This window comes from Rothia terrae (genome assembly GCF_014705925.2).
In the GTDB taxonomy this organism is placed as follows: domain Bacteria; phylum Actinomycetota; class Actinomycetes; order Actinomycetales; family Micrococcaceae; genus Rothia; species Rothia terrae.
On the sequence record NZ_CP061539.1, the window covers coordinates 805,657 to 826,108 of the forward strand.

Sequence of the window (20,452 nt, forward strand, 5' to 3'; positions counted from 1 at the left end):
TCATGAAATGGCTCATTTGGGCGGTGAGCGTACTTGCCTACGTGCTAGCTGTCATCAACCGAAGCTCGTTTTCTGCCCTCGGCCCCGTTGCCCAAGAGCACTTTGGCGCCGAAGCAACCGCGCTGTCTACCTTCCTCACCGTGCAACTGGTAGTGTACGCCGGTGCGCAGATTCCCGTAGGCATTGCGCTTGATCGCTGGGGCGCACCAACCCTGATTACCAGCGGCCTCAGCGCAATGGCAGCTGGCCAGTTCCTGCTAGGAGCCTCAGACTCCATTCCCGTTGCAATTATCGCCCGCATCCTCGTTGGTGCGGGGGACGCGTGCATCTTCACCTCAATGGTCCGGCTCATCTCTGAATGGTTCGGTTTCAAACAGATTCCCGTGATGAACCAGCTCAGCGGCAACATCGGACAAATCGGGCAGATTATTGCCGTCACCCCGCTGGTGATGCTGGTTGCCGCCGCCGGATGGCAAGGAGGCTTCAGCGTCCTCGCTGTTCTCTGCCTGATCGTGGCGCTCGCATCCGCTGTTATTCTGCGCGATAACCCGCGCCAGAACACCGTTCTGCAACGTTTGCGCGGCAAGAAAGCCCAGCAACACTTTGAACAGGCTAACCTCGAACAAGCTCATCAGGCATCGCCGATTACCGAGGCGCTACCGATTACCGGGCCAAACTCCAGCGGTATTTTTCCGGCACTCAAGGCACTGCTCAAGCGCCCGGGTATACGTATGGCGTTTTGGGTGCACCTGTCAACATCTTTCACGATTTTCAACTTCACCCTGCTGTGGGGCACCCCGTTTGTGACCGGCGGTCTAGGCTATTCGCAAGGTGTTGCAGCGATGCTGATTACCACCATCATCATCACCACACTCGTCTTCGGCGTTTTTGCGGGCGGCTTGCTCACCCGTTTTGCCAGCTACCGCGTACACATGGTGCTAGGACTGGTCATCTGCTCACAAATTTTGTGGGCAATCATCGTCTTGATGCCCGGTCAACCTCCGCTGTGGCTACTCTTTACGCTGGTCATTGTGCTTGGAATGAGTAGTCCCATTTCGATGGTCGCCTTCGAGCTCGTTCGTGCTCACGCACCACTGACGCAACGCGGCGTAGCCACCGGCATCGCCAACATGGGCGGTTACGTTGGTGCTTTTTCGATGATGCTGATCGTTGGCCTTCTGCTGGATGCGCAGGGCGCTGGCTCACCCGACACCTACGCCATGCAACCGTTCAAGTGGGCAATGGCGTCCCAGCTGGTAGTCGGAGTACTGGGAATCTGCATGATTCTGCGTGAGTACCCCCAAGCCAAAAAATATTTGCTCTCAAAATACCCGCCCTCGCACAGAGGCTAACTGGCAGCAGGCACTACTGCCCAACAGTTACTACTTCTGAACATAGCGTCCTAAGTGAGAACGGGCGAGATGACGGTCCGCAGATACTTTCACCTACAATAAAAATGAACAGAGGCGGGTGAAAGGACATTAGATATGCAGGGGCTTGAAACATTCGGTGTAGGTATTGGCGTGCTGGCAGGCTTGCTGCTACCTATCCAGACCTGCCTGAACTCGCGGCTGCGTGAATCTGTAGGATCGCCCTTTCTCTCGTCCTTGATTTCGTTCATTGGCGGTACGGTGTTTTTGTTCATCGTTACCTTATGCGTGAATGGCTCCGTGCTCTTTCCGCTCAGCACCATCGCGCAGAACCCCGCGTGGCTGTGGCTCGGCGGTTTATTCGGCGTTATTGGTCTCACCACTAACATCTTTATCTTTCCCAAAATCGGTGGAGTTCAAACCGCGATTCTGCCGATTACCGGACAGATTATTATGGGGCTGATTATCGATACTTTCGGGCTGTTCTACTCAGCCCAACAAACCCTCAATATCACCCGGCTACTCGGTATCTTGCTGGTAATCGCCGGCGTGGTTGGTGCCGTAGTTCTGGGGCAAAAGCGCTCTCATAAAAATCTGCCTTCAGATTCTTCGCCCTCTGATGGACAGGACGCGGGGCTGTGGGGCTGGCGCGCGCTCGCACTGGGAACAGGTTTCTTGATGGCCGCCCAGTCAGCTATCAACGGTCACCTCGGCGTAGTTCTCGGTTCAAGCGCTAAGTCAGCATTTGTATCTTTCACCGTTGGTACCATCGTTTTAGCCCTGATTGCTTGCGTGCTCAAGCTGAAAATTCGCATCCGCGCGCCTCAAGGCAAGACGAAGAACCCCTGGTGGATGTACTTTGGCGGCGTGCTTGGTGCGCTGTTTGTTGCCGGTAACGCGCTTCTTGTGCCCGTTCTCGGCACCGGGCTGACGATTATGGCGGCTTTGACCGGCATGATTACCGGCTCGCTCATGGTCGACAAATTTGGGCTTCTGCAGGCTCCGCAGCGGGCAGTAACGCTGACGCAGGTGCTCAGTCTGGGCGTCATGGTCATCGGCATTGCGCTGGTGCGCCTGACGTAAAGGCATCTCACGCGACAGGACGCGCCCCTGAGTCAAGGGACGCGTCCTTTCATGTTTGTACGGCGGGTAAGGTGCGCTTTATGGCACGCGATGACGCCACTGCTCGGTGGAGAACTTCTCCTCAACGAGCTTTTGACCGGCTGCCAAATCAGCTTCGCTGAGTTTGCCCATGTGAGAGGCGTAGCGGGAGGTGAAAGTGTCGATGAGGGTCTGCACCACTTCTTCGCGGGTCGCACCGGTTTGACGGCGTAGCGGGTCTACTCGCTTCTTCGCTGAGCGGATTCCCTTGTCAACGATTTTGACCTTACCGATGCGCAAAACGTCCATCATCTTATCGGCATCGATATCGTAGGACATAGTGACGTGGTGTAGAACTGCACCGTTAATACGCTTTTGTGCGGCACCACCAATCTTGCCGTTATCCGATGTGATGTCATTGATCGGCTGGTACCAGGCATTGACACCCAGTTTTTTCAATGCCGCCAAAACCCACTGATCCAGGTACTCGTAAGACTGCTCGTAGCTCAGACCAGCAACGAGTTCTTCAGGGAGGTACAGCGAGTAGGTTACGCAGTTGCCGGCTTCCATGAACATGGCACCGCCGCCAGAGATGCGTCGAACCGCCTGTATACCGTGCTTCTCAACGCCTTCTTGGTTAATTTCGTTTTGGTACGACTGGTATGAGCCAAAGACTACCGCGCGATCTTCCCAGTCCCAGATGCGCATGGTGGGGCCGCGGCGTCCTGCCTGCACTTCTTCAAGCAGGTACTGGTCAAGAGCAACATTCAAAGGTGAGGGAAGCGGGCCGGGGTTGAGAACCTCCCACTCGTAATCGGTGAAATCCTTGGCGCCGGATACAGCTCGTTTAACCACGAGAGCCACATCAGCGGTAGAGAATCCATGGAGCGCAAGCGACTCACCGTATTTAGCGAGTGACGCGTCCAGGCGGTTCTTCAGCTCATCGGCAGAATCTTTGGTGGACGCATCGACCAACGCCTGCGTCATATCGTCGAAAGCCTCTTCAGGCTCTAGAAAATAGTCCCCTGAAATAAGCGTTGAGGTAATGATGGTGTCCTCAACGGTTACATCTGCAACGAGCAGTTTTCCGCCGGGAACCTTGTACTCAAAATGGAAGGAATTCGTGTTCATGCAGCAGAGTCTATGCCCGGCCCAACAGCTTGTATAGGAAGTTCGCAACCAGCCAATCTTTACCCGCAGGCAGACTTGGCAATCAGCTTAATTACGTTTTCTACCTGTACAAAGTGCTGATATGTGACCCACAATAAAGATATGGCTGAAACTAAATTCCAAGGAACTGAAGTACACACCGTTGGCGAGCTGCCCGCAGTAGGCGCGCTCGCACCGGCGTTTTTGACCGTCAACACCGACCTCGAAGACGTCAGCGCTGATAAGTACTCAGGTAAGAACATCGTTCTCAATATCTTCCCGTCCATCGACACCGGCGTCTGCGCACAGTCAGTCCGCCAGTTCAACCAGGACGCTACCAAGCTCGAAAACACCGTTGTTGTAGGTGTTTCACAGGACCTTCCCTTCGCACTGGGACGCTTCTGCGCTGCTGAGGGCATCGAAAACGTTGAGGCAACCTCAGCATTCCGCTCATCATTCGGTGAAGACTACGGCGTGAAGATGGAAGACGGCCCTCTGGCAGGTCTGCTGGCGCGCGCAGTTGTCATCATCAACACCGAGGGCGAAGTTATCTACACCGAGCTCGTTCCCGAAATCACCGAAGAGCCTAACTACCAGGCAGCTTTGGACGCGCTCAAGAAGTAACGCGTTACAGCTTTTAACTTTGTTCGGCCTCGTCGCTATGTAGCGGCGGGGCCGTTGTAGTGTGTATGCGGTGTCCGTCTTCGCAAATGCGGGCACCACTCAGGAATATTTCGAGTACTCGCGTCCTTATACTGGGGTAAGAAAAATCTTCTGAAAGGACGCCTGACATGAGCGAAAACAACGAGCGTGCACAAGACCCCAACTACCGCGCAGTTAAAGTGGAACGCGTTGGACAAAAGCACTACCGCGCCACCAATAAAAACGGCGATACCCTCGATTTCGGGCAAGGCGAGGGGATGCTCACTCCGGTCGAGCTCCTGCTGGCAGCTATTGCAGGATGCTCGTCTGTTGACGTTGACGTCGTCACCTCTCGCCGTAGCGAACCCGAAACGTTCGAGGTACTGTCCTCGGGCATTCGCAAAGACGATAACGGTGCCGTCAGCCTGGACGATATCGAGGTCAGTTTCAATGTGAAATTCCCGGCCGACGCTGATGGTGAAAAGGCACAGGGAATGGTCGATCGCCTCATCAAACTTTCAGCAGAAAAAGACTGCACCGTTTCGCGCACTGTCGAACACGGCGCATCCGTCAATTTCATCAACGAAAACGCGTAAGCTACGTCTACGAAAAACCCAGCATTACAAGGGCATCTGCACTCACAGCAGATGCCCTTGTGCGCACCTTGCTGGTAGATGCGTCTCAAGAAAAGCCCCGACACTTGCCTGCAGTGGGCAAGGACTGAGAGATAAAGTGATGAGCAGACTTAGAAAGAACGCCGCGCGGTGGTAATCTAAAGAAAGTCTTAAGGGGCATAAGAAAACATTAAGATGCCCGTTCATCAACGTTACGGAAAAACACTCCTATGGCTTCACACTCAGCCGGGTCGGATATCGAGCAGGTCAACACCACCGCCGACGACTCCAAGCTTCAGCGCGGGCTGGCTAACCGCCACCTGCAAATGATCGCAATCGGCGGTGCAATCGGTACCGGTCTGTTCGTGGCATCAGGCTCATCCATCGCAACAGCAGGCCCCGGCGGCGCACTTCTCGCCTACGGCCTCATCGGCATTATGGTGCTCCTGCTCATGCAGTCACTGGGCGAAATGGCAGCGCACCTGCCCATCGCAGGCTCCTTCCAAGCCTACGCATCCCGCTACGTCTCACCCTCCTTCGGCTTCGCAATGGGCTGGAACTACTGGTTCAACTGGGCAATCACTCTCGCTGCCGAGCTCGTCGCAGCAGGCATCATCATGGCTTACTGGTTCCCCAGTGTCCCCGGATGGATCTGGGCAGCAGTCTTTCTCGTAGCCCTCACCGGTCTCAACGCGCTCAGCGCTCGCGCCTACGGTGAAGGCGAATTCTGGCTGGCAACCATCAAGGTTGTCACCGTTATCGTCTTCCTCATCGCTGGCATTGCTATGATCTTCGGCATCTTCGGTGGACACACCGGCGGCCTCAAGTACTGGACCGAAGGCGATGCGCCCTTCGTCGGCGGCTGGCTCTCCGTCGTCTCTATCTTCATGGTCGCAGGCTTCTCCTTCCAGGGCACCGAAATGATCGGTACCGCAGCCGGCGAAGCTGAGAACCCGCGTCGTGACGTCCCCAAGGCAATCAAGACCGTGTTCTGGCGCATCATGCTTTTCTACGTGGGCGCTATCTTCATCATCGGCACCCTGGTGGTGTACACCGACCCCAACCTGCTGCGCTCGGATGCAACCGACATTGCGTATTCGCCGTTCACCATGGTTTTTGAACGCGCGGGTCTGGCATTCGCAGCTGGACTGATGAACACCGTTATCCTGACCGCGATTCTTTCAGCAGGTAACTCCGGTCTCTACGTGTCCTCACGTATGCTCTACGGTTTGGCGAAAGAAGGTCAGGCGCCAAAGATTTTCACCCGCGTGAACTCAGGTGGCGTCCCCGTACCTGCACTGCTTATGACCGCAGCTGTTGGCATGGTTGGATTCGTTACCGCAATCGTCGGTCAGGGCACCGCGTACACCTGGCTGATTAACATCTCCGGTCTGTCCGGCTTCATCGTGTGGGTTGGCGTGGCACTGTGTCACTTCCGTTTCCGCCGTGCCTACGTCAAGCAGGGTCACGACCTGAAAGCGTTGCCCTACCGTGCACCGCTGTTCCCTGTCGGCCCGATTCTCGCATTCGTCATGTGCAGCATTGTGATTCTCGGCCAGAACTATGAGGCGGTATTCGCAGGACGCGGCATGGAAGTTCTCAGCGCCTACATCGGCTTGCCCGTATTCATCGCTGTATGGCTGATCCACAAGGCTGTTACCAAGTCGAAGACCGTCCCGCTGGAGACCATGGACGTGTCAGGTTTGGACGTGCAGCAGCGCTAAATCCGCCTAGGCGGCTACTACATACAAAATTCCCGAGCTACATATGCTTTTGATATGTAGCTCGGGAATTTTGTATGTGGACACTTTTCAACTGTTGACACCCAGCTTGTGGAAGAGCGTTGACTTATCCACATTTCAGCGTTTCTGCATATATGTCTTACCGAATCGGCTCATAGTGGGCTTATGAACCATGAAAAAGACATTCCACGCATCATTGCGCTGACCAAAACCACTCAAGATCTAGTCAACGCTGGTGGTAGCACTTCTAGTATCAGCAGGCAGACCCAGCAAAAGCAGCTGCACCGGTTACGCCACGGAGTGTATATGGACGCGGCTACATGGAAGACACTGAACCCAACGCAGAAGTATGTGGCCTCCACTGTTGCTGTTCTCAAGACCTCCACGGCTCCGGTGCTGAGCCACCAAACAGCGGCACTCTGGTACGGCGCGCCGCTTTTGAGTCCGCCCACCAGCATCCACCTTGCTGTTGCCCAGAACCGTATTGGCAAACGACGTGGAGTTACTGCGCACTGCAACAAAGCGGAGGTAATAGAAGACTCCTGCCTCTTACACGGGTTTGCAGTAAGTTCTGCTTTACATACTGTTGTAGATTGTGCGGGCGTTTTACCTTTGAACTCTGCATTGTGCATTGCTGACTATTTTGCTCACCACGGGCTGGTAAGTATTCCCGAATTACAGGAAGCTTTAAAACAGAAAACAGGCAGGGGAGCGGCGGTATCTCGCACGGTTGCGGCACGCGTCAGTCCTTGTAGCGAGTCACCTGCTGAAAGTATCGCTCGTAACCTGATGCACCAGTGGAAGATTCCCCTTCCCGAAGAACAGTCTGTTATCTATACCCGTTCAGGTGGGGTTTATCGTCCGGACTTTTTATGGCGCGAGCACGGCGTCATTTTAGAAGTGGACGGTGAAGTGAAGTACTCGGGAATCTATGGGGACGCTGAGGTCGTTATCCGCAGGGAACATCGACGCCAGCGCGAATTAGAAGCGGAGGGCTGGAAAATTATCCGAGCGCGCTGGAATGAATTGCTAAACCATCCGCATACTCTGCGTCGGCGGTTGGCGGCTGCTGGCATCCGGTAGTAACTACATACGAAATGCCCGAAGTACATATGAAAAACGTATGTATCTCGGGAACATCGTATGTAGTTGGCGTCCTACCGCGCCGCGTCCTTACGTTTCATGTTGATGAAGGCATCGTAGGCGTGCTCCGCGAGTGTTTCGCCAGCACCGTCGTACACGTTGATGACTTTGTCGATACCCAGCGCTTTGAGCTCGCGGTACTCATCGACGTATTGGGCGACGGCGGCAAAGGCACATTCTGATTTAGCTTCGAGTGCGTAATGGTATGCCTCAACGTTCACACCGTGCGAGGGCATGGCGAGCACTACGAGTTCGACGTCTTGGTCGTCTTTGAGGCGCTTCCAGAATTCGGCGTCGGATGCGTCTGCCTCCAGCACGTTGTACCCGCGGGATTGTAGGTTTTCCACGCGGAATTCTGAGTTGTCTACGCCGATGACATTGAACTGATAGTCGTCTGCGAGCTGGTCGTAGGCACGGCGTCCGATGCGTCCCATGCCGAGTACGACGGCTTGTGCGGTGCCGAGGTCGATGGGGCGTTCTTCGGGGGTGCATACGATCTTCTGGAACCTGTGGGATAAATGAGCCGAACCATCGCGGGAGCTTGGAGCCACGCATGTTGAGCACGGTTGAGACCACAAAGCTCAGCGAAACGGCGATAGAGAACGGTACAACCCAGGTTTCGCTGACTAGGCCTGTGCTGGCACCAATAGCGCAGATGATAATGCAGAATTCTGAGAAGTTGGTGAGGGTAAAGGACGCGAGTGTCGAGGTTCGCGGGGATAGTCCGGTGAGGCGCAGAATGCCAGCGTAAATGACGGTATTAATGGGTAGTAGGATCAATAGCACGATGGCAAAGCCGACCTGCGCTAGCGTGGGCGTGGCGCTCAGGCCGATGGATACAAAGAATCCGATGAGCATGAATTCTTTGAGGGAGAAGAGAACGCGAGAGAGCTCGTTGGATTTGGGATGCGTGGCGATGAGCATACCGATGATGAGCGCGCCGAGATCACCCTTGATGCCGACGAGGTCAAAGAGCCAGTAGCCGGGAACAAAAGCCAGTACCACGCCGTAGAGCACGAGTAGCTCGCCGTGGCCAACGCGCGTCAGACCCTTGTCGAGGAGCCAGCGGGCGGGAATCAAGAGTACTAGCAGTAACGCCCACGGGCTGGGCAGATGTTCGCCGGTGAGAGCCATGAAGATGACGGCGAAGATATCTTGAATCACGAGGATGCCGATGGCAGTGCGTCCGTAGAGGGAACGTGTTTCGCCGCGTTCTTCGAGGGTTTTTACAACGAGTACTGTGGACGAGAACGACAGGGCAAAGCCGAGGAGTGCAGCCTCACCGAGCGGGACAATGCCGCTGCCGCCGAGCCCCAGCATCGTAAGCAGAAGAATAAGACCGGTACCCAGGAATGATGTGAGCACCACGTGTATGCCTGAGTCAGCCAGACTTCTTTGCGGGTAAGCAGGCGAACGTTGATTTTCAACCCGATGGTGAAGAGCATGAGCGTGACGCCGAGGTCGCCGAGTTCGGTGATGATCCCGAGCTCTTCGTAGCCCATGAAATTCAGTATGAGGCCGCTGACCAGAAAGCCGATCAGCGGTGGCAGGTTAATTTTCTTGGCGAATAAACCGCACAGCACCGGAACAACGAGATAGGGGATATAGTGCGACATCTGGCTCCTTTGCTGTGCTACGGGGTTAGAGACCGTACTGGACGGGTACGACACCCTTTTCTGCTACGTATTTGAGGTTTTCGAAGTCTTTCATGCACTGTTGCGCGTAGCCTTTTGACCACTGTGCCAGCGCGATATCTAGCGGTTTGCCGCCTTCAGCGAAGATCGCGATATCGCCGATGCGGTGAGACTGCGCGTGCGCGCGAGCCAGCAGGGACGCGCAGAGTTTAGCGGTGCCTTTGAGGCTGTTGGCGTCGAGCGCGGCGAGGTTGATGGACCCCTTCATATCGCGGAACTGGCGCACGTAGTAGTCGCGGGGGAGTCCGTCGTGGCCGGGGATGCGGTCAACCCAGCCGAGGAACATATCTGACTGTGCCTGCAGGACCTTCTGCGATGCGACCACGCGATAGCCGTTGCCGCGAATCTCGTTACCACCGGGAATGTGCGCTTGGGAGCCCATTTTGCCGTACTGGTAGAGAACGGAGGTCTGCGCTTCCTTGATTTGCAGGAAAAGCGGCGCGCGGTTGACGTCCTCAAGTAGCGAAATATAGCAGCGAGTGCCCACAGAACCTACACCGACCACGCGAAGCACCTGGTCAACGACCTCAAAACTCTGCAAAAGGTAGCGGATTTCGCTGGATGCGCTATTGATGTACTTGCCCCACAGCGTCTCTTGGACGTCCTTGGGCAGAGCATCGGAGTGCATGGTCAGCGGCGGCTGGTCAACGATGCGGTGGCTACCGTTTTCCTCGCGCACGGCGAATTTGGCGAGTGCTTGCGCTGAGTTGCGTGTGCGTGCCTTGTTGGTGATCTTCTCGAACTGCTTGCGCATCTTGCCGTGGGTGAGCGTGGGCAGAATGTTGTCGGCGTCCACGGAGTAGTAGAAGCGCTCAAGGGTATCGAGCTCCAGCATCTCGAGCAGGGTCTCGCGGTAATACTTGGAGGTCTTGCGGGTGATCTCGAAGGCGGTGTCTTCAGATTCTTTGTTGTCGAGGGCAGCCAGATAGACGGATGCCATCAGACGTTTGAGATCCCATTCCCAGGGGCCGTAGCCTGACTCATCAAAGTCGTTGAGATCGAACAGGAGCTTGCGCTCGGGGGAGGCGTAGAAACCGAAGTTGGAGATGTGCGCGTCACCGCAGATCAGCATGTGCACGGATGAGTTAGGCACAGTTGCTAGGTCAGCCGCCATGATGCCCGCTGTGCCGCGGTAGTACGCGAACGGTGACTCCAACATACGCCCCATACGCACCGGCACCAGGTGCGCCAGACGCGTCTGGTTTTGCTCCATGAGGATGTCCAGCGGCTTGCGCTCTCGCTTAATCGGTTCAGAAAGAGCAGCGATATCGGATTTAGAGAGCACGGTGGAAACTTCCTCATATCGAATTCACGCATAAAAATGCTTTTACTTAACACTAACTGCTTGCGCGGTTGGGAAGGTAACTGGATAACGTTTATGACGGGTACACCAAGAACAATGGGTGAGAATACTCGCACAGATGACGCTCATTAGCTTCACCAGACAACCCGTGGTTAGGGGAGTGGGCTAAAATTATCTGCAGTTTTGGTTATTTGTGCGAAGGTGGTCTGTCTCGTGGCTAAGCTTTATTTCCGTTATGGCGCGATGAACTCGGGCAAGTCAACTGCGCTGTTGCAGGCTGCCTATAACTATGAGGAGCGTGGTCAGCGCGTCCTGCTGGCTAAGCCTCGAGTTGATACTAAGGGCGATACCGAGATTGTCTCGCGCCTGGGCGTGACCCGTCAGGCGGACTTTCTGATCGGTCCCACCGATAGCGCGCTAGATCTTTTTCATGCCGCAGCTGCTCAGGACGAGAATGACGGACGCATGCACTGGCATCTGCCGGTTTCGTGCCTACTCGTGGATGAGGCTCAGTTTCTCACCGCTGAGCAGATTGACGATCTGATGCGTATCGCCGTGGTGGAGGATATTCCCGTGATGGCGTACGGCATCCGCACGGACTTCAAGACGATTGCGTTCCCCGGTTCTTCGCGTCTGCTGGAAATCGCACACACCCTGGAAGAGTGGAAGACCATTTGCAGGTGCGGACGCAAGGCTTTATTCAACGGACGCACGGTGGACGGCAAGTTCATCTTTGACGGCAATCAAGTGGCCATTGACGGTGTGCACGTAGGTTACGAGTCGCTGTGTGCGACCTGCTACTTGGAGGAATCGGGCGGGAAACTGAGCCAGTAAGTTAGCACGATTTCGACGCCTCACCCTTGCGGGTGGACGCTACCTTTTTTCATGTGAAAAAGTTAACAATGAAAGCAAATTCAATTCGAATTTAAAATAAGAAAGCAGAATGTTAACTATTTGTTGTTAAATTTCTTTTTGATAAAGTGTCGTTTTCAATATTTCTATACCTAGAGACTTATTCATAAGGGGTAAAACCCACCAAGAGACAACGGTCCCACCGAAGGCAAAAATGAGCATTAAATCATCACAAATAACCTCAAGCCAAACCGGAAGAACCGTTGCACAACAAGCGTACAACCGGGCTCACTAGCGCACAATTCGCCACACCCCTGAACAAGAACCTTATCTGGAATCAACCAGGCACCAGACCTCGCAAAACCAGCCTGACACAAGCCCAGAAAATTACCCTCATCTATCTACGCCACAACATCACCGAAGACCTCTTAGCTGATATCTTTGATCTCTCGCAAGCCACCATTTCTAGAATCATCAACCGCATCGAAAGTGCCTTATTGAAGCTGACTGAGTTGAAGGTTCCCGAGCTTGAATCACTCAAGAATGTCCCTGGCTCACTCGTAATAGACGGCACGTTAATTCCCATCTAGAACTGGTCTTCACAAGGGCAAATACTGTTTTCAGGTAAGCACAGAAGAACCGGTTTCAATCACCAAGTCATCTGTACCTTAGACGGGAGATTGCTAGCCATTACCGACCCGGTGCCGGGGGCTAGGCATGATGTTTATGCTTTTCGCTTTCACCAGCTAGGGAGGTTCTTGGATGAGTCCACTTTGGCAGATAAGGGGTACATCGGGCTGGGGTTGCTCACACCGACTAAACGAAAAGCGGGTGCAAGGATGAGGGCTAGGGTGAAGGAGAATAATCGGAGGATCAATCGGTTACGTTCGGTGGTTGAACGGACGATTGCGCAGGTGAAGACCTGGCGGGTTTTACATACGGGCTTCCGTCGGTTGCTCGGTGTTTATTTGTGGGTGTTTTCTTCTGGTGCGGGCGCTGATTTTCTTTGCGGTGTCGGAACCTTTATGAATAAGCCTCTTTGTATAGATTCGCTCAGAATCGTTAGCAACGGTTGATACCACCGGGGGAGTCTGAAGAATCACATACCTTAGTGCTGGGTTGATACATCGTCAGTGTTGTGCTTACACCGTTGACGGTGTAGGTAAGATAAACAGTTCTATCCACATAAATGGTGCGTTCAGCATTAGCTGCCTGCAGAACATTGGGGTAAGAAACATTAAACTGAGGTGTATTAAGCTGTGGTAAATCAAGGCAGCCCGTAGTGGCATTATTCTTAAGCTGTGCCGTAGCAAGCTTAGGGTCGCCAATAAACTGAAACTGCCATGCTTTTGCAGTGACGGTAGAACCGTCGAGCTTCTTAAACTTATGGTCCACCCAGTTAGCAGTAACAGCGGCTTTCGAAGTGCCGGAAGTGAATACTGGACTGGCGGGGAATTTTGAGTTATTACTCAAAGGAGTCGATAGACCCGAGTAGGAACAGCCCGTAATAGTGCTGTAGCTTGTCGTACAGGTTCCTGCAGTCCTCGTGGAAGCTTTGGAGTTACCAGGATCGTAAATACCTGGACCGTGGCCACCAGATGACCCATCAGGGTTAGTAAGGCTATCATTACGGTTCTGAATCCAGTATTCAAAGCGGATATCAGTAATTACAGCTCCAACAGGTAGCCCAGTAGCGTTCATGGCGACTACAAGGCTTAATTTCTGAGTAGTGGTGCTAGAAGTCTTAGGGTCGGTAGCCACAACTCCCCAGTTGTAATCAACAGATCCCTCGGCGTAGACAGAGGGATTATTACATTGAGAAGCTGCGTATGCCGGAACAGCTGAAGATGCAATGACAACGGGGGCTACCCACGCTGAGCCCTTTGCAAGGTTGCGTCGTGAAATCTGTGTCATGAAGTTTTTCCCTAGATTGCGAACGTGAGGGATAGATGCCTCCCCAGTTTAGGGGATAAAGGTAACTTTTTCAAGGGACACAGAATCCCTAAATATCGTGTTTCAGATGCGAAACAATTATCTGTCGTTTTAAAAATCTGAAATACCTTTTATTCTTACCATCTCGATGTCACAACTCACATAAATAATGAGGCTTATTCATAAGGGGTGCCCCGCAACCAAAAACACCAACCCCCACACCAGAAAAAACACCCGCCCCTACAAACCCAACGGGCGCCTGAACCCGGTATGAAAAATCCGCCAGGTCTTTACCTGAACGATGACCCGCTCCACCACCAACCGCAAACGATTAAGCACCCGATTATTCGTCTTCTGCTCCCGAAGCAGCCGCAGCCCAGGCCTGCCCTGAGTAGGGGTAGTCACGTCAAGTCCCACATAGCCCTTATCGGCCAGGGTGGATGAATCCAGCAGCTAATTAAGTCCATGAGCCCCAAAAGCATGAGCATCATGCCTAGAACCAGGCAGCGGATCGGTTATCGCCAGGAGTGTGCCATCAAGTGTGCAGATCACTTGGTGATTGAATCCTGCGCGTTTGTGCTTGCCTGAGAAGTTTGTTTTTCCTCATGGACGCCAGTTCCAGATGGGAACTAAAGTGCCATCCACCACGAGGGAACCAGGTGCTTTAAGGTTCTCTTTGAGAGGTCGAGTCAGTGGGGTGAGGACTTTCTCTAGGGCCTTCTCGGTTGTTTTAATGGTTGGTGAGATAGTTGGCTGTGAGACTTCGAAGAGGTGGGTGAGGGCTTCTGGGGTGAGGTTGCGGGGTTTTCAGCAGGTTTGACCCAGGTGGTGGGTGGGGGCTGTGATGAGCGTGGCGAAGTGTTTGGCGGTGAGGCCGGTTGTACGCTGGTGGGGCAACGGTTCTTTTGGTGTGGTGTGAGGTTATTTGTAGAGATTTAGTACTCATATTTTTGCCGCCTGGTGGGGTCGTTGTTTAGTTGGTGGCGGGTTCTTGGTTTTTACCCCTTATGAATAAGCCTCAGTATAGAACTGAACTGCAGACTGCGCTCGATTCTTGCGGTGCCATGAATAAATTAATAATGGATAATTTTATAAAATCATAGATGGATACTTTGCTCAGATAACTTAATCTTTCAGGCTCGCTTTCTCTTTAAGAAAGCGAGCCTACAATTTTCAGAATATCTCGGGAACTATGATAAGAGTTTCTTAAAATATTTTATTCATTACAAGTTGGCTAGAGTTTCACTGTAATTACCATTTTTAACGAAGGGGAGGGCGGATAAACATTTAGAAATATCATAAATACCGAGGCAGGAATTGTTCTTGTGAAATTTTATCCTGGACCCTATTTTGACCATTGAGCCAGTAGACTGATAATAGTTGTGAAATTGTCTTGAAACCAGAATCATTTTCTTCATTAGGAAAAATTGTTTGATTATTTATAAGACTACTATTTCCAATGGCGGATATCGCTAATTTTGTCTTAAGTTTTACCCCAACCACATTAGTGGTTTTAGGATCGGTTAACTTTTCAGTTGATTTATATTCTCTTAAAAGCATAGCATGTTGAGAATGCGGTCTTAGATATCGTGATGGTAAAGCTTCTCTTAAGTCGAGTAACAGCGAGTCCTCGGATTGATATAGACCTAAATCTATAATTTTGCTTGGGGTAAATGAATACATGTAAAGGTAGATATATGCATCTTCATCGTATTTAATCTCACTTACTTTTATCGGATTATAGCAGTTAACTTTATCAAAATTTTCAGGTAGCTGAGGTATATAACTTCTAGTAGCCATCCAGAGAGCAATCTGTAGATTATCAACTACATCTATCCATCTAGTGCTCCCAATATATTGTTGAAGCAATCCTTCTAGCGCATACTCTGGTACATGTTGGTTAGTGTAGGTCCCAGCACCACCAAGACCATCAATCTTATTCTGTGACTGAGATATGGCATCGAGAGATGCCCAAAAATCCAACTTGGATTTTCCTCTTTCAAGAATATTAATGCCCGGGCATGCAAGAATAAACTCAAGCGTTTTTTCTTTGTTACATAGCGCCGAGCTAGAAGGATTTGATAAATCATTTCGCTCTTTACCAGAAATTGGAATTTGTTGATGAAATTTACTCTGTCCCCTAAAAAAAGTTTTTGCTTTTTGGTATTCTCTCCAGTTTGCAATTACTTTATTTAGAGATAATTCATTGCTCACTTCGATTACAGGTATAGGTTTAGAGTTGATTTCTTCAACAGGGTAACTTATATTCTTATCTTCAAAATTCTCTTTCAAATCCCTTATGAAGTCAATGCTATATTTCATATTAGTTATCCTTAAGAATTTCAGTTATATCGTTCAATAAGGATGCCCAATTTTTTCGTTTTGACTCTGCAAGTGAATTAAATCCAATTGACTTAGAAGTAGACACAGGTGTTTCAAATAAGGGATAATTTTCATCAATATCTGTATATGTAATTTTATCGCCAGATGTTGATATTATACTGCGAGTTTCGAGTTCTTTTATCACTTTAGAACTCTTTTCATTCTTTTTATCAAGATGGCAATATGCGCAAAACCCACTTCTGGATAATCCGGACTCTTTATATTGCTTAGATAGGGCATCTAGAGCTGAAATAACATAAAAGACTCTGGGGGAGTAAGAATCAAAAGTTGGAATTCTTACGATAAAATCATTCCAGGGATAACCTAAATTCCAGTTAATATCGGATTTTTCTTCCTCGTCGGAATTTTTTATTTTAATAATGGCAGGGTTGCTGTAGGGGTTGCTCTGAGTGTATCCAAACAACACTGGTAGGGGCGATACTATTTGTTCCGTAGCTATTGCTGTTTGTAAAGGCTTGCCGTAAAGTGCAGGAATCTTAATCTCTTGAGATTCTATGAATATACTTTTGCAAAAACAGAAGAATTCTGGTCCTAGCTCAGGCGAGGCAGATTCAGGTCTAAAGATGACTTTTGAACTTCTGGTATTTATTCTGATATTTTTTGGTTCTGAATATAATATAAGTTCATTTTCAGATGAAGACATAAATTTAATTGAAAATGGCTGATAATCTTCTGATTTTTTTTCGTATGGATTTATTGACGAATATGTGAAATACCCCTTTTCGATGCTCTCAGTAATTTCAATAATATTTCTATCAAAAGCGGTTGTTGAGTAACTGGCGGGGGTTTCCGCTCGATCATCATATTTTAACGCTATGAACGAATTATGTAACGCAGAGACCATCCAATGGTCATAAATATCATCCTTATCGAGAATCCCAATTGACAGGAGGTAAAATACAGGATTGTGAGAAGCTCGATGATGCATTTTTTTCATTTCCGAAACAAATTTAAAACCTTTGATAAAACAATAGGCTTCAAATATGTACGAGGCCCACTCGCCAGAGTGATTCACGTTCAAAAAAGGATGATCTTGAATTTGAACGGCTCGTTGGTCCTGGTAGTTTTTTTGTTTATCAATAGGTATATCGGCGGGAACTGGCGCTGGAGAGGCTAAATTCATTTCTGCCAATAAACATTGGATTTGCTCTTTAACCCGGAAATAATTGTCAGATCGTAACTCTGGGTCTAGGGCAGATATGAATTTTTTCTGTTCACGATTAAGTATATTTTCGACTATCTTATCAATACGTTCAGCTCTTTTGCTGATTGAATTTTCATTTAATTCGTTGACGTAAGAAGAAAGGTTGTCGGAGTTAGAAAGCTCTGTTGATATAGCCTCCAGTACTGGAGCATAACCGAGAAAATTTTTCTGATCTTCAGCCGATAGGCCCTCAATTTTAATATTATCTATTAATTGATCTCGGGCTTGCGTGTAGTGTTCACTTGTGACAAGGGTGTTGTGGTTCACTAGAGAATACTTTGAATCTATAAATTGCTTTATTTGTGTTTCATTAAAGTTTTCGATTATGAAGGATTTATATGGAATATTTTCATCCTGAAAATCTTTCATTAAATCGAACAAAGCATTTTCGCGTCCTAGGAATATGTACTTTAGACCATTTTCGCTCATTCTCTTTATGCCTTTTTTGAAGTCAATCCAGGTTTGTGGAGAAATTTCTACCATGGCTTCATCAAGAGCGTCTACGATAATTAAAGGGTTTTCATTTTTTGAGAAAAATTCCTGGAAATTCTTTTCATTTGTAAAATCAATGAGATGTAACTTTAATGAATGTCCATTAATTGTCCAATCCTCCGAGGTCATCCATAGTGGGGCTTGAAGATGATTTGATAAATATTTTGCAAATGCAGTCTTTCCAGTTGCCCCCCTAGCTACAAAAAAATAATTGATAGTTGATTTGTCTGAGGATTCTGGATCTAAGCCTAATGGGTTTTGAATTAATTGGGTTGGTATATAGTTTTGCTCAGAGTCAACCGTAAAAAAGGCATGCTCTAATTCTGGGTCTCTTTCTTTGGAGAATTGCTTTATCCCGGATTTTTTTATGGACTGAGCTATTTGCATTGTATTAATTTCAACCATTAAATTTACCCTCATTGTAGGTTAGATTTTGAAATGGCTGGGCATTAACTGCAGAGTGCCCAGCCAGTTTAATTTTATTTACTTATAGAAACAGAAGCTCTTACTTCAGCCCCTCCACAATTGCATTCAGCGTCTCACTCGGGCGCATCACGCCGCTAGCCTTCTCATCAACCGGCTTGTAGTAGCCGCCGAGGTCCGCAGACTTGCCCTGCACGCCGAGTAGCTCAGCAACGATTTGCTCTTCCTTCTTGCCCATAGCCTTCGCTACCGGCGCGAACTTCTTAGCCAAACCAGCGTCCGCGGTCTGCTTAGCCAGCTCTTCAGCCCAGTACTTCGCCAAGTAGAAGTGTGAGCCACGGTTATCGATCTCGCCGACCTTACGTGACGGTGACTTGTTCTCGTTCAAGAAAGTACCGGTCGCCGCGTCCAAAGTGTCAGCCAGAACCTGAGCCGACGCGTTATCGTACTTCTTTGCCAAGTGCTCGAAGGACGCTGCAATCGCCAAGAACTCACCCAGCGAATCCCAACGCAAGTGGTTTTCCTCCACCAGCTGCTGAACGTGCTTAGGTGCAGAACCACCCGCACCGGTCTCGAACAGGCCACCACCATTGATCAAAGGAACAATGGAGAGCATCTTTGCAGAGGTGCCCAGTTCCAGGATCGGGAAGAGGTCGGTGTTGTAGTCACGCAGAACGTTACCTGTCACCGAGATGGTGTCCTCACCCTTGCGGATGCGGTCAATCGAGAACTGGGTTGCTTCCTCGGGGGAGAGGATGCGGATATCCAGGCCTTCGGTGTCGTGCTCGGGCAGGTACTGCTCAATCTTCTTGATGAGGTTAGCGTCGTGTGCGCGCTTCTCATCCAACCAGAAAATAGCGGGAGTCTTTGAATCGCGTGCGCGAGTTACTGCCAGCTTGATCCAGTCCTGAACGGGGATGTCCTTGGTCTGGCATGCACGCCAAATGTCACCTGTTGAAACTTCGTGTTCAATCAGAACATCGCCAGCGGAGTTTACAACCTGAACCTTACCGTCAGCGGCAATCTCGAAGGTCTTGTCGTGTGAACCGTACTCTTCAGCCTTCTGCGCCATCAGACCAACGTTAGGAACGGTACCCATGGTGGTAGGATCAAACGCGCCGTTCTTCTTGCAGTCATCAATGACTACCTGGTAGATGCCAGCGTAGGATGAGTCGGGCAGAACTGACAGGGTGTCCTGCTCAGCGTCGTCCTTGTTCCACATGTGGCCGGAGGTGCGGATCATCGCGGGCATGGAAGCGTCCACAATAACGTCTGAGGGAACGTGCAGGTTGGTGATGCCCTTAGCGGAGTTCACCATTGCCAAATCGGGGCCGTCCGCGAAGCCCTTCTCGATGAGCGCACGAACATCGTCCTGAATATCTGCAGGCATAGTCTTGATGCCGTCGAGAATTGCAGCCAGACCGTTGTTGCCGTTCAGGCCAGCTTCTTCAAGAGCCTTACCGTGCTTCTCAAACAGTTCTGAGAAAAAAGCGCGTACCACGTGGCCGAAGATGATGGGGTCTGAAACCTTCATCATGGTTGCCTTCAGATGCACGGAGAACAGCACGCCTTCTTCTTTGGCACGAGCAATCTGAGCCTTCAAGAACTCATCAAGCTTTGCTGCATCCAGGTAGGTGCCGTCGATGATTTCACCCTTGAGAACCGGCAGTGATTCCTTGAGGACGGTCTCGGTGCCATCAGCAGCAACGTGCTTGATAACCAGGGTGTCGTCCTGCTCAAGAATGACTGACTTCTCGTTGGTCTTGAAGTCGTTGACGCCCATGGTCGCCACGTTGGTCTTCGAATCAGCTGACCAAGCACCCATCTTGTGCGGGTTCTTGCGAGCGTAGTTCTTCACCGACAGAGGAGCGCGGCGGTCTGAGTTACCCTCACGCAGTACGGGGTTCACCGCTGAACCCTTAACCTTGTCGTAACGTGCGCGAACGTCCTTGTCCTCATCAGTCTTAACTTCGTCAGGGTAGTTGGGCAGGTCGTAGCCCTTTTCCTGAAGTTCCTTGATAGCTGCCTTGAGCTGCGGAACGGATGCTGAAATGTTGGGCAGCTTGATGATGTTAGCTTCGGGCTTCTTTGCCAGCTCGCCAAGCTCAGCCAAAGCATCGGGCTGACGCTGTTCTTCGGTCAGGCGCTCCGGGAACTGCGCAATAATGCGGCCTGACAGCGAGATGTCGCGAGTTTCAATCTCAACGCCCGCGCTGGTGGCAAAAGCCTCAAGAATCGGCTTGAACGAGTAAGTCGCCAGCAAAGGCGCTTCGTCAGTGTGAGTGTAAATAATCTTTGCCATGTAAGGCCTCTCCCTTGAGATAAATACGGGCAGTGTCAATAGTTACATTACCCGATGTGCCACCCCTCACTAAAAATGTTGCGTTG

The 20,452-nt window shown here is 50.7% G+C and carries 17 protein-coding genes and 2 pseudogenes; 9 read left to right on the plus strand and 10 right to left on the minus strand.

All coding sequences use genetic code 11. The features are described from left to right. Positions 1–2: 2 nt before the first annotated feature. Positions 3–1,352 carry an MFS transporter gene (locus tag IDM49_RS03790; RefSeq protein ID WP_190725072.1) on the plus strand — a complete coding sequence of 450 codons (1,350 nt, stop codon included), beginning with the start codon at positions 3–5 and terminating at the stop codon, positions 1,350–1,352. A 135-nt stretch (positions 1,353–1,487) separates the two neighbouring features. Beyond that, positions 1,488–2,453 carry a DMT family transporter gene (locus tag IDM49_RS03795; RefSeq protein WP_190725073.1) on the plus strand — a complete coding sequence of 322 codons (966 nt, stop codon included), beginning with the start codon at positions 1,488–1,490 and terminating at the stop codon, positions 2,451–2,453. Positions 2,454–2,531: 78 nt separating this feature from the next. Here the strand turns inward: IDM49_RS03795 and IDM49_RS03800 are convergent, their stop codons facing one another. After that, a complete protein-coding gene (locus IDM49_RS03800; protein WP_190725074.1) occupies positions 2,532–3,602 on the minus strand; it encodes a lipoate--protein ligase family protein in 1,071 nt (356 codons plus the stop codon). Positions 3,603–3,743: 141 nt separating this feature from the next. Between IDM49_RS03800 and tpx the strand changes: the two genes are divergently transcribed. The 4 genes from tpx to IDM49_RS03820 all read left to right on the plus strand — a co-directional run bounded on the left by tpx (position 3,744) and on the right by IDM49_RS03820 (position 7,701). Further along, positions 3,744–4,244 carry a thiol peroxidase gene (tpx, locus tag IDM49_RS03805; RefSeq protein WP_168614980.1) on the plus strand — a complete coding sequence of 167 codons (501 nt, stop codon included), beginning with the start codon at positions 3,744–3,746 and terminating at the stop codon, positions 4,242–4,244. A 167-nt stretch (positions 4,245–4,411) separates the two neighbouring features. After that, positions 4,412–4,858: an OsmC family protein gene (locus IDM49_RS03810; protein ID WP_168614981.1), complete on the plus strand. Its 447-nt coding sequence runs from the start codon at positions 4,412–4,414 to the stop codon at positions 4,856–4,858. A gap of 248 nt (positions 4,859–5,106) precedes the next feature. Beyond that, positions 5,107–6,600 carry an amino acid permease gene (locus IDM49_RS03815; protein WP_190725075.1) on the plus strand — a complete coding sequence of 498 codons (1,494 nt, stop codon included), beginning with the start codon at positions 5,107–5,109 and terminating at the stop codon, positions 6,598–6,600. 183 nt (positions 6,601–6,783) lie between these two features. Then, complete coding sequence (locus IDM49_RS03820; protein WP_190725076.1) at positions 6,784–7,701, plus strand: type IV toxin-antitoxin system AbiEi family antitoxin domain-containing protein; 918 nt, start codon at positions 6,784–6,786, stop codon at positions 7,699–7,701. A 74-nt stretch (positions 7,702–7,775) separates the two neighbouring features. Here the strand turns inward: IDM49_RS03820 and IDM49_RS03825 are convergent, their stop codons facing one another. The 4 genes and pseudogenes from IDM49_RS03825 to IDM49_RS03835 all read right to left on the minus strand — a co-directional run bounded on the left by IDM49_RS03825 (position 7,776) and on the right by IDM49_RS03835 (position 10,740). Beyond that, entirely contained in the window at positions 7,776–8,312 is a 537-nt protein-coding gene (locus IDM49_RS03825; RefSeq protein ID WP_228008177.1) for an NAD(P)-binding protein, read from the minus strand. Between the two features lie 79 nt (positions 8,313–8,391). Further along, positions 8,392–9,081 (minus strand): annotated as a pseudogene (locus tag IDM49_RS12525) (cation:proton antiporter domain-containing protein); the annotation flags it as partial. Then, the gene (locus IDM49_RS12415; protein ID WP_190725078.1) at positions 8,988–9,377 is read right to left on the minus strand and encodes a cation:proton antiporter domain-containing protein; all 390 of its coding nucleotides are present in this window, start codon (positions 9,375–9,377) and stop codon (positions 8,988–8,990) included. The gene IDM49_RS12415 and the pseudogene IDM49_RS12525, both read right to left, overlap by 94 nt. Before the next feature lie 25 nt (positions 9,378–9,402). Beyond that, positions 9,403–10,740, minus strand: a complete 1,338-nt coding sequence (locus tag IDM49_RS03835) for a DUF2252 domain-containing protein (RefSeq protein ID WP_190725079.1) — start codon at positions 10,738–10,740, stop codon at positions 9,403–9,405. A gap of 231 nt (positions 10,741–10,971) precedes the next feature. Here IDM49_RS03835 and IDM49_RS03840 point away from each other — a divergent pair, with 231 nt between their 5' ends. The 3 genes from IDM49_RS03840 (at position 10,972) to IDM49_RS12530 (ending at position 12,686) form a co-directional block, all read left to right on the plus strand. Next, a complete protein-coding gene (locus tag IDM49_RS03840; RefSeq protein WP_190725080.1) occupies positions 10,972–11,592 on the plus strand; it encodes a thymidine kinase in 621 nt (206 codons plus the stop codon). A gap of 281 nt (positions 11,593–11,873) precedes the next feature. Beyond that, positions 11,874–12,200: a helix-turn-helix domain-containing protein gene (locus IDM49_RS03845; protein WP_190725081.1), complete on the plus strand. Its 327-nt coding sequence runs from the start codon at positions 11,874–11,876 to the stop codon at positions 12,198–12,200. A 24-nt stretch (positions 12,201–12,224) separates the two neighbouring features. Beyond that, on the plus strand, positions 12,225–12,686 hold the full coding sequence (locus IDM49_RS12530; protein ID WP_228008230.1) for a transposase family protein: 462 nt from the start codon (positions 12,225–12,227) through the stop codon (positions 12,684–12,686). Here the strand turns inward: IDM49_RS12530 and IDM49_RS03855 are convergent. From IDM49_RS03855 to IDM49_RS03880, 5 genes and pseudogenes are all read right to left on the minus strand, one after another. Continuing rightward, entirely contained in the window at positions 12,673–13,524 is an 852-nt protein-coding gene (locus IDM49_RS03855; protein ID WP_190725082.1) for a hypothetical protein, read from the minus strand. The two genes, IDM49_RS12530 and IDM49_RS03855, sit on opposite strands and share 14 nt — an antisense overlap. Before the next feature lie 258 nt (positions 13,525–13,782). Then, a pseudogene (locus IDM49_RS12535) lies at positions 13,783–14,124 on the minus strand (transposase family protein); the annotation flags it as partial. Positions 14,125–14,838: 714 nt separating this feature from the next. Next, the gene (locus tag IDM49_RS03870; RefSeq protein ID WP_190725084.1) at positions 14,839–15,864 is read right to left on the minus strand and encodes a hypothetical protein; all 1,026 of its coding nucleotides are present in this window, start codon (positions 15,862–15,864) and stop codon (positions 14,839–14,841) included. 1 nt (position 15,865) lies between these two features. Beyond that, positions 15,866–18,046, minus strand: coding sequence for a hypothetical protein (locus tag IDM49_RS03875; protein ID WP_190725085.1), 2,181 nt, complete (start codon positions 18,044–18,046; stop codon positions 15,866–15,868). A gap of 100 nt (positions 18,047–18,146) precedes the next feature. Further along, positions 18,147–20,366, minus strand: coding sequence for an NADP-dependent isocitrate dehydrogenase (locus tag IDM49_RS03880; RefSeq protein ID WP_190725086.1), 2,220 nt, complete (start codon positions 20,364–20,366; stop codon positions 18,147–18,149). Between the last annotated feature and the right edge of the window lie 86 nt (positions 20,367–20,452).

Bases quoted from the DNA above. Each gene is read 5' to 3' on its own strand.
- IDM49_RS03790 (WP_190725072.1), top strand. From the start codon at position 3: ATGAAATGGCTCATTTGGGCGGTGAGCGTACTTGCCTACGTGCTAGCT.
- IDM49_RS03795 (WP_190725073.1), top strand. From the start codon at position 1,488: ATGCAGGGGCTTGAAACATTCGGTGTAGGTATTGGCGTGCTGGCAGGC.
- IDM49_RS03800 (WP_190725074.1), bottom strand. From the start codon at position 3,602: ATGAACACGAATTCCTTCCATTTTGAGTACAAGGTTCCCGGCGGAAAA.
- tpx (WP_168614980.1), top strand. From the start codon at position 3,744: ATGGCTGAAACTAAATTCCAAGGAACTGAAGTACACACCGTTGGCGAG.
- IDM49_RS03810 (WP_168614981.1), top strand. From the start codon at position 4,412: ATGAGCGAAAACAACGAGCGTGCACAAGACCCCAACTACCGCGCAGTT.
- IDM49_RS03815 (WP_190725075.1), top strand. From the start codon at position 5,107: ATGGCTTCACACTCAGCCGGGTCGGATATCGAGCAGGTCAACACCACC.
- IDM49_RS03820 (WP_190725076.1), top strand. From the start codon at position 6,784: ATGAACCATGAAAAAGACATTCCACGCATCATTGCGCTGACCAAAACC.
- IDM49_RS12415 (WP_190725078.1), bottom strand. From the start codon at position 9,377: ATGTCGCACTATATCCCCTATCTCGTTGTTCCGGTGCTGTGCGGTTTA.
- IDM49_RS03855 (WP_190725082.1), bottom strand. From the start codon at position 13,524: ATGACACAGATTTCACGACGCAACCTTGCAAAGGGCTCAGCGTGGGTA.
- IDM49_RS03870 (WP_190725084.1), bottom strand. From the start codon at position 15,864: ATGAAATATAGCATTGACTTCATAAGGGATTTGAAAGAGAATTTTGAA.
- IDM49_RS03875 (WP_190725085.1), bottom strand. From the start codon at position 18,046: ATGGTTGAAATTAATACAATGCAAATAGCTCAGTCCATAAAAAAATCC.
- IDM49_RS03880 (WP_190725086.1), bottom strand. From the start codon at position 20,366: ATGGCAAAGATTATTTACACTCACACTGACGAAGCGCCTTTGCTGGCG.